This window comes from Hwangdonia seohaensis (assembly GCF_031932625.1).
In the GTDB taxonomy this organism is placed as follows: domain Bacteria; phylum Bacteroidota; class Bacteroidia; order Flavobacteriales; family Flavobacteriaceae; genus Hwangdonia; species Hwangdonia seohaensis.
The window spans coordinates 735,613-750,291 of the sequence record NZ_JAVSCK010000001.1; the positions used below are offsets into that span (position 1 = coordinate 735,613).

The window sequence follows — 14,679 nt, forward strand, 5'->3', positions numbered from 1 at the left end:
CTTTGCAAATTTAGTCTTTTAAACCTTGTTGATTTTCTCAATTGCTTCCGAGAAAATGTGGCATTGTTGGTTATAATAATTTCAAAAACGAGAATGAATTAAACACATTTAATTTTTTTGTTTAAACAAAGTGAGAAATGTTCGTAAAAAAATGTAATTTTGGAATCTGTTAAAAAACACATGGTTTTTTAGCACAAAATAAAGTTTGGGGATGTAGCTCAGTTGGCTAGAGCGCTTGACTGGCAGTCAAGAGGTCGTCGGTTCGAATCCGATCTTCTCCACGGTAACAGAAAAGCTTCAAAAGGTTTAACTTTTGAAGCTTTCTTATTTGTGCACAATTCAAGATTTGGCAACAGCAAACAACAAAATTGGTTTCACTTTGTTTCGTTTTAAATATTTTTTAGTAAATTTGAAACTAAACAAAATTTAATAAAACCAATCATGAAGAATATCGTCGTGTTATTTCTGTTGATTTGTATGGTTTCGTGCCAAACAAAATCTAAAAAAGAAGAAAACAAAAAACCCAATATTCTTTTAATTGTTGTAGACGATCAAGGCTATGCAGATTTTTCGCCTTTTAAAAATCACGACAAAAGCATTTCAACACCAAACATAACGCGCCTTGGGAATTCCGGTACGGTTTTTACACAAGCTTATGTTACGGCGCCGGTTTGCAGTCCGTCGAGAGCAGGGATATTAACAGGGAAAAATCAATTCAGATGGGATAAACCGGCGAGTTGGGGCCCGGGTTTGCCAGATAATGTAAAAACCATTGCAGAGTATTTAAAGGATGCTGGCTACGAAACGGCACGTATTGGCAAGAATGATTTGGGGCGCAATTTTCATAAAAACAATGTACGCGAATACCCTTTAAATCACGGTTACGATGAGTTTCTAGGTTTTAGTGCACATGCGCACGATTATTGGTTGAATTCCCAAGAGATTAAAGACCGCACGCCAGATCCTTACGGTACAAGCGCGCTTTTAGGGCCATTAATGCACAACATGGGCGAAAAAAGTTATGACCAAGGCTACCTTACGGATATTTTGACAGATGAATCTGTTGATTATATTAAACGAAAACGGGACAAACCTTTCTTTTTAACCTTGTCTTACAATGCGGTGCATCATTTAATTCACCAGGTGCCCAAAAAGTATTTGGATAAATACAATGTAAAAGAAATACCAAATTACGATCCAGATAGTTTGGTGGCATTCAAAAAACACAAGCCCGGGTCTTATTCGGCTTACTACGATAAATATTCGCGTGTTGGGGCCATTCAGCATGAAGATTTACGCAAGTATTATTTGGCTAACCTTAATTGTTTAGATGATAATATCGGGCGCGTTTTAGATGCTTTGAAAACACAAAAACTTGTTGAAAATACTGTGGTTGTGTTTATTTCAGATAATGGTGGCTCGCCACTTACGGGTGCCAATAACACACCGTTAACAGGGGGCAAATACTCACTTTGGGAAGGTGGTATTCGCGTGCCTTTGGCAATTAGTTGGCCCAATGAAATTGATGCTGGAAGAGTGGAAACCAATTATGTTTCGGCAACCGATATTTTGCCAACCTTAACCAATATTGCTGGCATTGCGCTTACCGATAATGCAATTGATGGCATCAATCTTTTAAAGCCGGAAGCCAACCGACTATTAGTGTGGAAATGGCAAAAAACCTGGGCGGTGCGCAAGGGCGATTGGAAACTTACCAATGCTAAAGAGAACCATTGGAAAAGTGAGCCTTCGGCGCAATACATTGCACCTATAGTCGATAATATGGAGTTGAAATTATTCAATATCGCTAAAGATCCGGGAGAGCGTATGGATTTAGCGGCACAACATCCAGAAAAAGTAAAAGCTTTGGAAGCGGCTTATAAAAACTGGATTGATTTAAATGTTAGAAAATAAAACAGCCACTAAACAACCGTAACTTTAACGCCTTTTTCTTCTAATTTCTTTTTGATTGTTGATGAAATACCGCTGTCTGTAATAATTTCATCAATGGCGTTTAAATTGCAAATCTTTGCGAAACTCTTTTTTCCAAATTTTGAAGAGTCAGCTAAAACAATGGTCTTTTGGGCCGATGCCAACATTTTCTGGTTGAGTTGCGCTTCTTCTAAACTCGTGGTAGATAAGCCATAGTCAAAATCAATGCCATCAACACCTAAAAAAAGTTTACTGCACGAAACGCTATCTAAAATCTGGGACGCATAAGTGCCAATTACCGAAGCGGAACTATGCCGAATGTAGCCACCAAGTTGTAAAATCTCTATGTTTTTATCGTGGATTAAATGCAAAACAGCATATAAGGATGAGGTGATTACGGTAAGCTTGTTTTTAGGTTTTATGAATTTTGAAAGCGCTTGAACAGTGGTTCCCGAAGCAATCATTATCGAGTCGTTTTCGTCAATTTGTGCTGCCGCGGCTTGTGCAATACCGTTTTTTTCTTCAACCGAAATTTTTTCTTTTTCAATTACGGCTTTCTCTTTAATGTATGGGTTTTCCAAAGATGCACCGCCATGGGTTCTAAACAACAAGCCTTTTTCTTCCAATAGCTTTAAATCTTTTCTAATGGTAACCGCAGAAACATTTAGCTGCTTGCATAAGTCTAAAACTTCAACGTGTTTTTCTTTAGCTAAAAGGTTTAATATGGTTTCGTGTCGTTGCATAAAATCAAATATAAGTAAATGAAGATAAACGAAGTGAATATTTTACATTTTGTTAATTATTTTTACAATTTACTTTCGTTTTCTTTCGTTTTAAAATTAATTTTGATACATTTGAAATTAAATATAAACAATCAAAACAAAAATAAATCAATTTGTTTGATAGACCAACCTTAATTCGTCAACTACAAACATCTTCCCATTGGGATGTCATCATTATTGGCGGTGGTGCAACGGGCTTAGGCATTGCTTTAGATAGTGCAACACGCGGATTTAAAACCTTGCTTTTAGAACAGGTTGATTTTGCAAAAGGCACTTCAAGCCGAAGCACGAAATTGGTTCACGGCGGCGTAAGGTATTTGGCGCAAGGGAACATCGATTTGGTTAAAGAAGCGCTGTACGAAAGAGGTTTAATGCTTAAAAACGCATCGCATTTAGTAAGTAATCAATCCTTTATCATTCCTAATTATAAACATTGGGACATGTTGAAATATACAATCGGATTAAAATTATATGATTTTTTAGCAGGTAAATTGAGTTTTGGAAAATCTATCGGCATTAATAAAAGGAAAACTATTTTAAGATTATCAACCTTAAAATCCGATAAATTAAAAGGCAGTGTTGTTTATCACGATGGGCAATTTGACGACGCTAGACTTGCCATAAACATAGCGCAAACGGCCATTGAAAAAGGGGCAACCCTACTTAATCATTTTAAGGTTGAAAAACTGTTGAAAAACAATGATGGTCTGGTTAATGGTGTTGAAGCCACAGATGCAGAAACCAACTTAACATATGCTTTAAACGCTAAAGTGGTTATTAATGCCACGGGTGTTTTTACAGATGAAGTTTTAAAAATGGATAATGCGTTGGCTAAAAACAGCATTCGCCCAAGTCAAGGCATTCACTTGGTTTTAGATCAATCCTATTTACCCGGAAACGATGCGATTATGATTCCTAAAACGGATGACGGACGCGTGTTGTTTTTAGTGCCATGGCATAATCGTGTGGTGGTTGGAACAACCGATACTTTATTGGATAGCCACAGTTTGGAGCCCAAAGCACTCGACAAGGAAATCGATTTCATTTTGCAAACCGCCAACAGGTATTTAACAAAAAAAGTCACCAAAAAAGATGTGTTGAGCATATTTGCTGGATTACGACCATTAGCAGCACCAAAAGATAAATCTGAAAAAACAAAGGAAATCTCACGAAGCCATAAAATTATAGTATCAGATTCTGAGCTGATTACCATAACAGGAGGTAAATGGACGACCTACAGACGTATGGCACAAGATGTTTTAAATAAAGCCATAGCCTTAGGAAAACTGGCAAACGCCAAATGCCGAACCAAAGATTTATTAATCCATGGCGCGGATGGTACCGTGAATAAATCACAGCATTTATATATTTACGGAAGCGACCAAAAAGAAATCAAGAAACTCATTGGTGAGTATCCGGAATTAGGCGAAAAGCTGCATCAAAGATTGGAGTTTACAAAGGCAGAGGTTGTTTGGGCGATACGAAATGAAATGGCCAGAACTATTGAAGATGTTTTGGCAAGACGTGTAAGGATTCTATTTTTAGACGCCAAAGCCGCCATTGAAATTGCTCCAATGATAGCCACTATTTTGTCAAAAGAATTACATAAAAACGATGAATGGAGACAGCAACAAATTTCTGATTTTATTGAAATTGCTGAAAGCTACGTTATTAAGAATTAAATTATAACCAATAAAAACTCCACCCGAGTGAGTTTCTCCCCCCAATGGGGGAGCTAGAGGGGGCCTATTATGGAAAAATACATACTAGCATTAGACCAGGGAACAACAAGTTCCAGAGCCATAGTTTTTGATAGAAAAGGAAGCATCATTTCGTTAGCTCAAAAAGAGTTTACCCAATACTTTCCTAAACCGGGTTGGGTAGAGCACGACCCATTGGAAATCTGGTCATCGCAAGCTGGTGTTGCGGCCGAAGCAATTGCCAAACAGGGATTGAATGTAGAAAACATTGCCGCAATTGGTATTACCAATCAACGCGAAACCGTGGTTGTTTGGGATAAAAACACAGGGAAACCTATCTACAATGCTATAGTTTGGCAAGATAAAAGAACCTCTAATTATTGCGATGAACTTAAAAAACAAGGACACGAAAAAACAATAAGGGAAAAAACAGGATTGGTTATCGATTCGTATTTTTCGGGAACAAAAGTAAAATGGATTTTAGATAACGTTAAAGGTGCAAGACAAAAAGCCGAAGACGGCGAACTTCTTTTGGGCACCATTGATACCTGGTTGATATGGAATTTCACAAAAGGCAATCAGCATATTACCGACGTTACCAATGCATCACGAACCTTATTGTTCAATATAAATACCATGGATTGGGATGATGATTTATTAGAGTTATTAACCATTCCTAAAAGCATGCTTCCGGAAGTAAAACAATCTAGTGAGGTTTATGGTCATACGAAATCTACGTTTTACGATGCAAATATTCCCATTTCTGGAATTGCTGGCGATCAACAAGCGGCCCTATTTGGGCAAATGTGCACTAAACCGGGTATGGTAAAAAACACTTACGGAACGGGTTGTTTTATGTTGATGAATATTGGCGACAAACCAACCGTTTCTAAAAACAACTTACTCACTACGGTAGCATGGAAAATAGACGGAAAAACAACCTATGCTCTAGAAGGCAGTATCTTTATTGCTGGCGCCGTGGTGCAATGGCTAAGGGATAGTTTGAAAATTATTAGAAATTCATCAGAGGTTGAAACACTGGCGAGTTCGGTGTCGAGTTCAGAAGGCGTATATTTTGTGCCCGCTTTCGCAGGTTTGGGCGCACCGCATTGGAATCAGCAAGCTCAAGGCACCATTTTCGGATTGACGCGAGGCAGTACCGATGCGCATATTGCTAGGGCAGCATTGGAATCCATCGCCTATCAAACCATGGATGTGTTAAAAGCCATGGAAGCCGATTCTGGAATTTCGATACAAGAATTAAGAGTTGATGGCGGTGCTACGGTAAATAATACACTTATGCAATTTCAGGCCGATGTGTTGAATACCGAAACGGTACGCCCTAAAATAGTTGAGACTACGGCAATGGGTGCTGCTTTTTTAGCGGGATTAGCTGTTGGCTATTGGGATAACCCTGAAGAAATTCAAGAGATTTGGCAAACCGATACCCATTTTAAACCTACCGATAAAAGAGCTGCTATTGATGAAAACATAAAAGGATGGTACAAAGCTATTGATGCTTTGGAATATTGGACAAAAGAAAAATTATAACTAAAATAAAAATCTATGACACCATTTATCTCAGAAATTATAGGAACAGCCATACTTATTTTATTGGGCGGTGGCGTTGTGGCAAACGTGGTATTAAACAAAACCATTGGCAATAATAGCGGTTGGATAGTGATAACTACGGGTTGGGCTTTGGCGGTTTACGTTGCCGTGGTTATAGCAGGGCCTTATAGTGGTGCGCATATTAATCCGGCTGTGAGTATTAGTTTGGCAGTCGCAGGAAAATTTCCTTGGAGCGATGTGCCTCTATATATTTTGGCACAAATGCTTGGTGCTATGTTGGGGTCTTCTGCAGTTTGGGTGTTTTATAAAAATCATTTTGATGAAACCGAAGATGCCGATTCCAAAAAAGCAGTGTTCTGTACAGCACCAGCTATTAGGCATACGTTTTCCAATTTTTTTAGTGAAGCCTTGGGCACTTTTGTACTCATATTTACTATTTTGTATTTTACCAATGCTACTATAAACGAGACGGAAACCGTAATAGGCTTAGGCTCTTTGGGGGCGTTGCCGGTGGCCTTTTTGGTTTGGTCTATAGGGTTGTCGTTAGGCGGCACAACTGGTTATGCCATTAATCCGGCACGTGATTTAGGGCCACGAATTATGCATGCCTTACTTCCTATAAAAAACAAGGCAGCAAGCGATTGGAGCTATGCTTGGATTCCTATTTTGGGCCCTATTATTGGCGCATGTTTAGCTTCTTTATTGATGTTGGCCTTGGCTTAAAATCTTCAAATGAATCCGGCCTGTTTCAGAACTTTAGCGGGTTATTTTGTTTAATCGTTTTCTAAAACTATCTTTATTCAAAAGAACGTGCAAATCGTTCATTGGTTTCAATTCTAATTAAAAAATGAAAATTTTAAACAGCGTTTTTTTAATCTTGCTAAGCCTGATGTCTTTTGGTCAGGAATTGCCTCCTATTGAAAAATTTACGACTGAAAATTATTTGGGAGACAATCAAAACTGGATGCTTTCGCAAGCCCCAAACAATTTCATCTATGTGGCAAATAACAAAGGGTTGTTGGAATATAATGGCGCGGAATGGACAACGTACACGTCTCCAAACAATACCATAATAAGAGCTGTGAATGTTGTTGAAAATAAAATATACACAGGTTGTTATGCCGAGTTTGGCTATTGGGAAAAAAACGAATTTGGTGCCCTAAACTATGTGTCGTTGTCTTCTAAACTCGATAAACAGATGTTGGAAGACGAACAGATTTGGAATATAATTGAGCACAACGAATGGGTGGTTTTTCAGTCTAACGCCAAAATTTATTTTTATAATTCACAAACCGAAACCTTTAAAATTGTTAAGGCAACTAACATCATTTACAAAATTTTCAAGGTCAAAAACCAAATCTATTATCACGTTGCCAATGAAGGTATTTTTACTATTGAAGAAGGTAAACCGAAACTCATTATTAACGATGAAGTTGTAAAATCGGGACGTGTAATCAATATGTTCAGCGATAAAGAAAGTTTAATCATTATTACGCGAAATGCAGGGTTTTTTAAGATTCAAAACAACCAATTAATACCGTGGAACATAAAAGCCGATACCGTTTTAAATACCATAAGTGTTTTTAGTAGTATTCAGTTAAAAGACGGAAGTTTTATGATAGGCACCATCTCAGATGGCGTGTTGCATATTTCTGAAAATGGAATTATCGATTACCAAATCACCCAAAAAAAAGGTCTGAGCAACAACACCGTTTTATCGCTATTTGAAGATAATGCAAACAACGTTTGGGCGGGTTTGGATAACGGCATTAACTGCATAAACGTAAAATCGGCCGTAAAAACCTTTTTTGATTACGATGGTGTTTTGGGTACCGTGTATACCACGCAAGTGTTTAATGGTGCGTTGTATATAGGCTCTAATCAAGGCTTGTTTTACAGACATTTAAATGCTGTTAACGATACCTTTAAATTTATTGAAGGAACTGCAGGACAGGTTTGGGATTTGTTTAATTACAATGATGAATACTTGTTTTGCGGACATCATTTAGGCACGTTTTTAATTGAAGAAAACAAGGCAAACAAAATAAGCAGCGAATTGGGTGCCTGGACTTTTAAACGCATTCCAGAGCATGACAACCTTTTGCTTCAGGGAAATTATAATGGTTTGTTTATTCTTGAAAAAACAGATAATCTTTGGCGCATAAAAAATAAGGTTGAAGGCTTTAAAAACTCATCGAGATATTTAGAAATCGATGATTCCAATCAAATTTGGGTAAGCCATGAATACAAAGGAGTGTTTAAATTAAAACTTAACGACAGTTTGAACAAAGTGCAAAAACTGGACATGGAAACAAGTTTGCCCTTAGGAAAAAATTCAAGTTTAATTAAATATAAAAACGAGATTCATTACGCATCCGAAGAAGGGCTTTTTATTTATAATAAAACCGAAAATGTATTTCAAAGAGATTCAATTTTAAGTAAAATCATTAAAAATGACGACTATATTTCGGGCAAATTAGTGGTCGATAAAAACGAAAAACTTTGGGCGTTTTCAAAAGACAACATAAGCTTTATTGAAAACGATGATGTTACAAACAAACCCGTTATCAACAATATTCCTATTCCTTCAAAACTAAGAAAAGGCGTTTTGGGTTACGAGAATATTTCGCTCATCAATCGCAGCACTTATGTTTTGGGTACGGCAAATGGTTACATGACATTGGACTTGTCTAAATTTAATGACGACGTAGATTATCATATTCATCTCAATTCAATTTCCATACAAGATGTTGACGATAACAGTAGCGTTTATGCGCTACATGCCAATGGAGAGTTTAATTACAAGCAGGGTTTGTTGTCTTTTAAGTATTCAGTGCCCGAGTACCAAAAATATTTAAATGTTAAATACCAATATATGCTTGAAGGGCATTCGAATAAATGGAGCAAGTGGACCGAAAATGCCCAAGTAACATTCGAAAACCTCTCGTTTGGCGATTACACCTTTATGGTTCGTGCTAAAGTTGGGAACACGCTGTCTAAAAACACGGTGTTCTACAGCTTTAAGGTTAACAGGCCGTGGTACCTGTCAAACACGGCTTTGTCGCTATATTTTCTGTTGCTTTTAATCATTATTTTAATTACGCATAAAGCATATAAACGTTATTATTCAGAAAAATTTAAGCACGAGCAAATGGAGAATGAACAAATGATAATGCAGATTAAAAACGAAAAACTAAATCAGGATATAGACAATAAAAACAGGGAGTTGGCCATATCTACCATGAGTATTATTAAAAAGAATAGGGTTTTAAACAAGATTAAAAAGGAGCTTAAAAAAACCAAACACATTGATAATAATACGGCCATTGAACTTATAAATAGTAATTTGAATGACACAAAAGATTGGTCTTTTTTCGAACAGGCTTTTAACAATGCCGACAAAGATTTTTTAGAAAAGATCAAGAATTCCCATCCCGATTTAACTCCAAACGACCTGCGTTTTTGCGCCTATTTACGGTTGAATTTATCCTCAAAAGAAATGGCGCCATTGCTTAATATATCTATAAAAAGTGTTGAAACCAAACGTTACAGATTAAGAAAAAAACTAGGTTTAGAGCACGATGATGGCCTTGTTGATTACATCTTAAAATTTTAGCAACACGACAAGTTGCTATTTTACCACGACATTACCACGACAAGCAACTAAAACCACCTGTTTTTTAAGCTTTTGTATAAAAAATATGAAATTCTGATTATTCAGTGTTTATAGGGTTTTACGCTAATAAAATAATGGGTTTTAGTTGTTTTTATTGCAGTGTTCGTTTTTTATCGGCATTTATATTGCAGATTTCTCAGCATTTGAGGTTAAGTTTACATTAATTGATTTTTTGAACTGATCATAAAATCAGTATAAACTATTTTTTTGAAACTAACATTAAACTACACTCGAATGAAATTGAAACTTTTTAATCAAAAAAATAAAGTGCTGTTCTTGTCATTATTTTTGTTTGCCACAGCAGTTGCGTGGGCACAATCTGAAAAGACAATTACAGGTACAGTACTTTCAGCAGAAGATAATATGCCGTTGCCAGGAGCATCGGTAATTGTTAAAGGAACCACAAACGGGACATCGACGGATTTTGATGGTAAATTCTCGTTTTCTGTAAGTAATAATGCGACCATACTAATGGTTTCTTACTTAGGCTACCAAACAAAAGAGGTTGCCATAACCACTGGAGCGTTAACCATTTTATTGAATATCGATCAAAATGTGCTGGACGAAGTTGTCGTGGTGGGTTACGGTACACAAAAGAAAAGCGATTTGGTTAGTGCGGTTGCGACAACAGACTTAAGAAAGGCGACACAAACACCAACATCCGACGTAAACGAAATGCTTAGAGGTAGGATTTCCGGTTTACAAGTAGATGTAGGCGGTGGTAGTTTGAGACCAGGAGGTACTTCCGAAATTATATTTAGAGGTCGTGGTTCAATAGAAGGTAATGTAAGTGGTATTTACGTTGTAGATGGTGTTGTTAGAGACGGCGGTATTGAAGATATAAATCCAGACGACATAGAATCGGTTGAGTTTCTTAAAGATGCCTCAGCTCAGGCTATTTACGGTTCTAGAGCGGTAAATGGGGTGGTTTTAATCACTACTAAAAGAGGAAAAACCGATAAAGTTAATGTGGCTTATCACGGCTATGTTACAACACAATCCATTGAAAGGAATTTTGATGTATACAGTGGTCAGGAATTTGCTCAATTAAGAAGGGAAGCCAGAAGAACAAACAATGGAGATGGTACAGAGTATCTTGATGATGAGGATATCTTTTCAGCAATTGAATTGGAATCCATTGAAAACAATGAGTTTACAGATTGGGAAGATGAATTGCAAAAAAACGGAACAATAAACAGCCAATCTATTAGTGTGAATGGAGGTACCGAATCAACACAAGTATTCGGTAGTATTAATTATTTTAGACAAGATGGAATCATTCCAACATCAAGCTATGTTAGAAAGAATTTACGGTTAAACGTAGATCAAAAGATAAGCGATAAAATTTCAGCTCGATTTGATATTAACTTAGTTAACGATAAAACTGAACGTGCGGCAAATATCAATGTCATTACTTTTTCGCCATTAGGTAGAGCTTACGATGACGAGGGTAACTTAACACAATATCCAAGTGGAGAAGACGGTACGGCCATTAATCCATTGTGGAATTTAAGAGAATCTGATGATGATGAAAGAGGCAACGATTTTGTGGTGAATTTTATACCATCATATCAAATAACAAAAAATTTAAAATATCAATTAACAACATCAGTTACCAGAAAAAATTCTGAAAGAGGCCGATATTTATCTTCATTACACTCTAGCGGACAAACAGATAGAGGTATCGCAAGTATTAATAATCAATTAAGGGAAGCCTTTTTTATTGAAAACATATTAACTTATGATAAAGAATTCAATGCCGACCACAAATTTAACCTAACACTGGTGCAAGCGGTAGATGAAAATAAATTTACACAAACATTTACTGTGGGTACTGGGTTTCCAAATGAAAGCTTAGGGTATGATGGCATTACTAATGCGATAGGAAATATTACGGCAGAGCGTAATAAATCGACTATCAGAACTGCTTCTTTTATGGGTAGATTACGTTATAATCTATTTGATAAATATTTATTTACTGGTACATTTAGGAGAGACGGAGCATCAGTAAATGCAAAGGACTTTAAATGGACTGATAATCCGGCAGGTGCTTTTGCATGGAAAATGCATAAAGAAAGCTTTTTAGAAAATGTCGATGCCATTCAAGAATTAAAGTTAAGATTGAGTTATGGGTCGTTGGCTAATGCCCTTAAAGTCCCATACGCATCACTGTTTACAGCAGAAGGACAAAATTACATATTTGATGATGGAATAACAGCCTCAGGGTATGCCCCATCTGTAATATTACCAAACCCTGGTTTAGAGCATGAAAAAATAACCACTTTAAATGTGGGTCTGGATTTTTCATTATTTAAAAGATTTTTAACTGGTGACATCAATTATTATGATGCCAGAACTAAAAACTTATTATTAAGACGCGGGGTGCCTTCAATAACCGGTTATCAGTATACATTCTTTAATGCAGGTGAACTACAGAATACAGGTATAGAATTAAGCATAACCGCAAATCTAATTAATACCGACGATTTTAAATGGTCGGTATCTACAAATTGGTCAAATAATAAAAACAAACTAATTGAGCTATATAATGATGGAGAGGGTAATCCTATTTTAGATGATGATACCTATGGTTATTTTGTAGGTCAATCTACAAGCGTTATCAGACAATATGCGTTCGATGGTATTTGGCAAGAAGGAGATGACTTTGCAAATGCACCACAGGCAAATCCAGATTCATCAATCCCTCAAGATAATTTAGCACCAGGAGATATAAAGATTAAAGATACCAATGGTGTGGATGATGAAGGTAATGTAACAGGGGTTCCAGACGGAAAAATAACACCTGAAGATCGCGTATTTACCGATAGTAACCCAGATTGGTTTGGGTCGATATCTTCAACGTTATCATACAAAGGGTTCGAATTATTTATTGACTTTTACGCTGTAGAAGGGGCAACCAAAGTAAATCCGTTTTTATCAGATTTTAATAACGGAGGCACGCTTTCCAGTAAGCTAAACGGTGTAAAAGTGCCCTACTATACGCCCGAAAATCCATCAACCACATATCCAAGGCCTAACTTTGATTCTGCGCCGCTGTACCTAAATTCATTGGCGGTTAAAGATGCGTCGTATATTAGGTTAAGAACTTTAAGCTTAGGTTATACATTACCAGAATCCGTATTCTCAAAACTTAATATCAATGAGGTTAAGTTATATGTAACAGGAACCAATTTATTTACAGATACAGATTACATAGGCTATAGTCCCGAGGTAAATATTAGAAACACATTCTCTAATGCAGATACGGGTTATCCAGATGCAACAAGTTTTACGTTTGGAGTAAAAGTTAAATTATAATTTTCAAAAAAATAAATTATGAAGACAAAAAAATATTTGATTACAACAAAAAGTAGTTTGCTCTTGATAATGGCACTTTTATTCATAGTGTCTTGTGAAGAATTTTTGGAAGAGCAACCAAGTACCGTCATAGATTCAAACTATATATACACAACAGAAGAAGGTTTAAAATCTGGCGTAGTTAGTTTATATAAGTTCGAGAGAGATCGTTATGACAGAAGTACAGAAGATTATATGGGCGCAGTTTTAATGTCGTCCAGAAGTGATTTGGCTTTTAGCAGAACAGGATATACAGGCTTAATGGGTAGATACCAAAGAGGCATTTCTCCAGAAGACCTGGGTGCTAGATTTGTATCTGCGCTATTCTGGAAGCATTACTACAATATTGCCAGTAAAGCAACAGACATTATTAATGCCGCTGAGGTTGTACAAGACGTAGATGAAGATGTTAGAAATGAAATTATTGCAGAGGCGAAGTTTTTCAGAGCACACTCTTATTTCTATCTGTACAGAATGTTTAATAATATTTATGTAACCACAGAATCTGTTACGGTTGATAATGCATTTGATGTGATTAATAATAAATCATCCGAAGAAGAAATATTCGCACTATTAAATAATGATTTAGATTTTGCTGTAGCACATTTAAATTGGGATGTTACATTTGGACGTATATCAAAAGGCACGGCAAAGCATGTAAAGGCAAAAGTGGCGATGTGGCAAGGTAATTGGGAAGAAGCCAAATCGCAGGCCGTTTCGTTAATAAATGAAGGGCCACATAGTTTAGTTTCAAGTACTGCAGATGTTTTTAAAGGAAATAGAGACCATTCAGAACAATTGTTTGTTATTCAATCCAAAGATGATGCTTTAGGCGGTGGAGACGTTACAATGATTAATGCCAACTATATAACGCAATATTTCCAAATACCAGGAATTGAAGAGGACATAAATCAAGGCGGCCGAGGGTTTTCAAGAGTATTGCCCAACCGTTATCTATTGGGGCTCATAGCTGAAGATGCTAACGATACGCGCGACGATAATACCTATTTTAGATTGAAATACTTCTATACTTCTGGAGATAAAATAGGTCAAGAAATTGATATTTATAAACCTATTTCGGATGAAAACCCCAATGGTGTTCAACTAGCAAGATATTATCAAAGATTGCACCCTTCTTGTATCAAGTTTGCCCAAGAGGATGACGACCCTAAAAACTATAGAAATAGAAGTAACATTTTAGTTTATAGATTGGCAGAAACTTATTTAATTGCCGCCGAGGCCATAATGAGGTCTTCTGGCGATCCTTTACCCTATATCAACGCGATTAGAACAAGAGCAGGTGCAGCACCTTTAACCAGTGTCGATGAGCAAGCTATTTTAGATGAGCGTGCAAGGGAACTTGCTTTTGAAGGTCAAAGATGGTTCACATTAAAAAGAATGGGACAGAATGTTATAGACAGACAAATTACAAGTTATGCAGGTGATGGGGAGTTTTTCCCACCAAATTTAGGAGCGAAAGACCCTAGAACCAATTGGCAACCTTACTTTATTAATTTTCCTATAGCACAAATAGATTTGGATTTATTGGGTCCAGATTATCCACAGAATGACGGTTATTAACTAAAGAACAAATTAATAGCATTTTTTTTCATTTAGTTTAGATGTGTTGGTTTTCAATCTAAGGGCAACTAAGTCTTTT

General features: G+C 36.6%; 8 protein-coding genes and 1 tRNA gene. 8 read left to right on the forward strand and 1 reads right to left on the reverse strand.

Annotated elements, in window-relative coordinates:
- Positions 1-207 precede the first annotated feature (207 nt).
- Together RNZ47_RS03185 and RNZ47_RS03190 are read left to right on the forward strand one after the other, a co-directional pair.
- Positions 208-281, forward strand: a tRNA-Ala gene (locus RNZ47_RS03185).
- A 160-nt stretch (positions 282-441) separates the two neighbouring features.
- Positions 442-1,914 carry a sulfatase family protein gene (locus RNZ47_RS03190; protein ID WP_311936248.1) on the forward strand — a complete coding sequence of 491 codons (1,473 nt, stop codon included), beginning with the start codon at positions 442-444 and terminating at the stop codon, positions 1,912-1,914.
- 8 nt (positions 1,915-1,922) lie between these two features.
- Here RNZ47_RS03190 and RNZ47_RS03195 read toward each other — a convergent pair whose 3' ends face one another.
- Entirely contained in the window at positions 1,923-2,675 is a 753-nt protein-coding gene (locus RNZ47_RS03195; RefSeq protein ID WP_311936250.1) for a DeoR/GlpR family DNA-binding transcription regulator, read from the reverse strand.
- A 152-nt stretch (positions 2,676-2,827) separates the two neighbouring features.
- Here RNZ47_RS03195 and RNZ47_RS03200 point away from each other — a divergent pair, with 152 nt between their 5' ends.
- From RNZ47_RS03200 to RNZ47_RS03225, 6 genes are all read left to right on the forward strand, one after another.
- Positions 2,828-4,396 carry a glycerol-3-phosphate dehydrogenase/oxidase gene (locus tag RNZ47_RS03200; protein ID WP_311936253.1) on the forward strand — a complete coding sequence of 523 codons (1,569 nt, stop codon included), beginning with the start codon at positions 2,828-2,830 and terminating at the stop codon, positions 4,394-4,396.
- 69 nt (positions 4,397-4,465) lie between these two features.
- The gene (glpK, locus tag RNZ47_RS03205; protein WP_311936256.1) at positions 4,466-5,965 is read left to right on the forward strand and encodes a glycerol kinase GlpK; all 1,500 of its coding nucleotides are present in this window, start codon (positions 4,466-4,468) and stop codon (positions 5,963-5,965) included.
- A 15-nt stretch (positions 5,966-5,980) separates the two neighbouring features.
- A complete protein-coding gene (locus RNZ47_RS03210) occupies positions 5,981-6,709 on the forward strand; it encodes an MIP/aquaporin family protein (protein WP_311936258.1) in 729 nt (242 codons plus the stop codon).
- Between the two features lie 124 nt (positions 6,710-6,833).
- Positions 6,834-9,602: a triple tyrosine motif-containing protein gene (locus tag RNZ47_RS03215; protein ID WP_311936260.1), complete on the forward strand. Its 2,769-nt coding sequence runs from the start codon at positions 6,834-6,836 to the stop codon at positions 9,600-9,602.
- A gap of 294 nt (positions 9,603-9,896) precedes the next feature.
- Complete coding sequence (locus RNZ47_RS03220; RefSeq protein ID WP_311936262.1) at positions 9,897-12,980, forward strand: SusC/RagA family TonB-linked outer membrane protein; 3,084 nt, start codon at positions 9,897-9,899, stop codon at positions 12,978-12,980.
- An 18-nt stretch (positions 12,981-12,998) separates the two neighbouring features.
- Positions 12,999-14,600: a RagB/SusD family nutrient uptake outer membrane protein gene (locus RNZ47_RS03225; protein WP_311936265.1), complete on the forward strand. Its 1,602-nt coding sequence runs from the start codon at positions 12,999-13,001 to the stop codon at positions 14,598-14,600.
- Positions 14,601-14,679: the final 79 nt, after the last annotated feature.

Coding starts and splice junctions, on each gene's coding strand:
- RNZ47_RS03190 (WP_311936248.1), top strand. CDS start 442: ATGAAGAATATCGTCGTGTTATTTCTGTTGATTTGTATGGTTTCGTGC.
- RNZ47_RS03195 (WP_311936250.1), bottom strand. CDS start 2,675: ATGCAACGACACGAAACCATATTAAACCTTTTAGCTAAAGAAAAACAC.
- glpK (WP_311936256.1), top strand. CDS start 4,466: ATGGAAAAATACATACTAGCATTAGACCAGGGAACAACAAGTTCCAGA.
- RNZ47_RS03210 (WP_311936258.1), top strand. CDS start 5,981: ATGACACCATTTATCTCAGAAATTATAGGAACAGCCATACTTATTTTA.
- RNZ47_RS03215 (WP_311936260.1), top strand. CDS start 6,834: ATGAAAATTTTAAACAGCGTTTTTTTAATCTTGCTAAGCCTGATGTCT.
- RNZ47_RS03220 (WP_311936262.1), top strand. CDS start 9,897: ATGAAATTGAAACTTTTTAATCAAAAAAATAAAGTGCTGTTCTTGTCA.
- RNZ47_RS03225 (WP_311936265.1), top strand. CDS start 12,999: ATGAAGACAAAAAAATATTTGATTACAACAAAAAGTAGTTTGCTCTTG.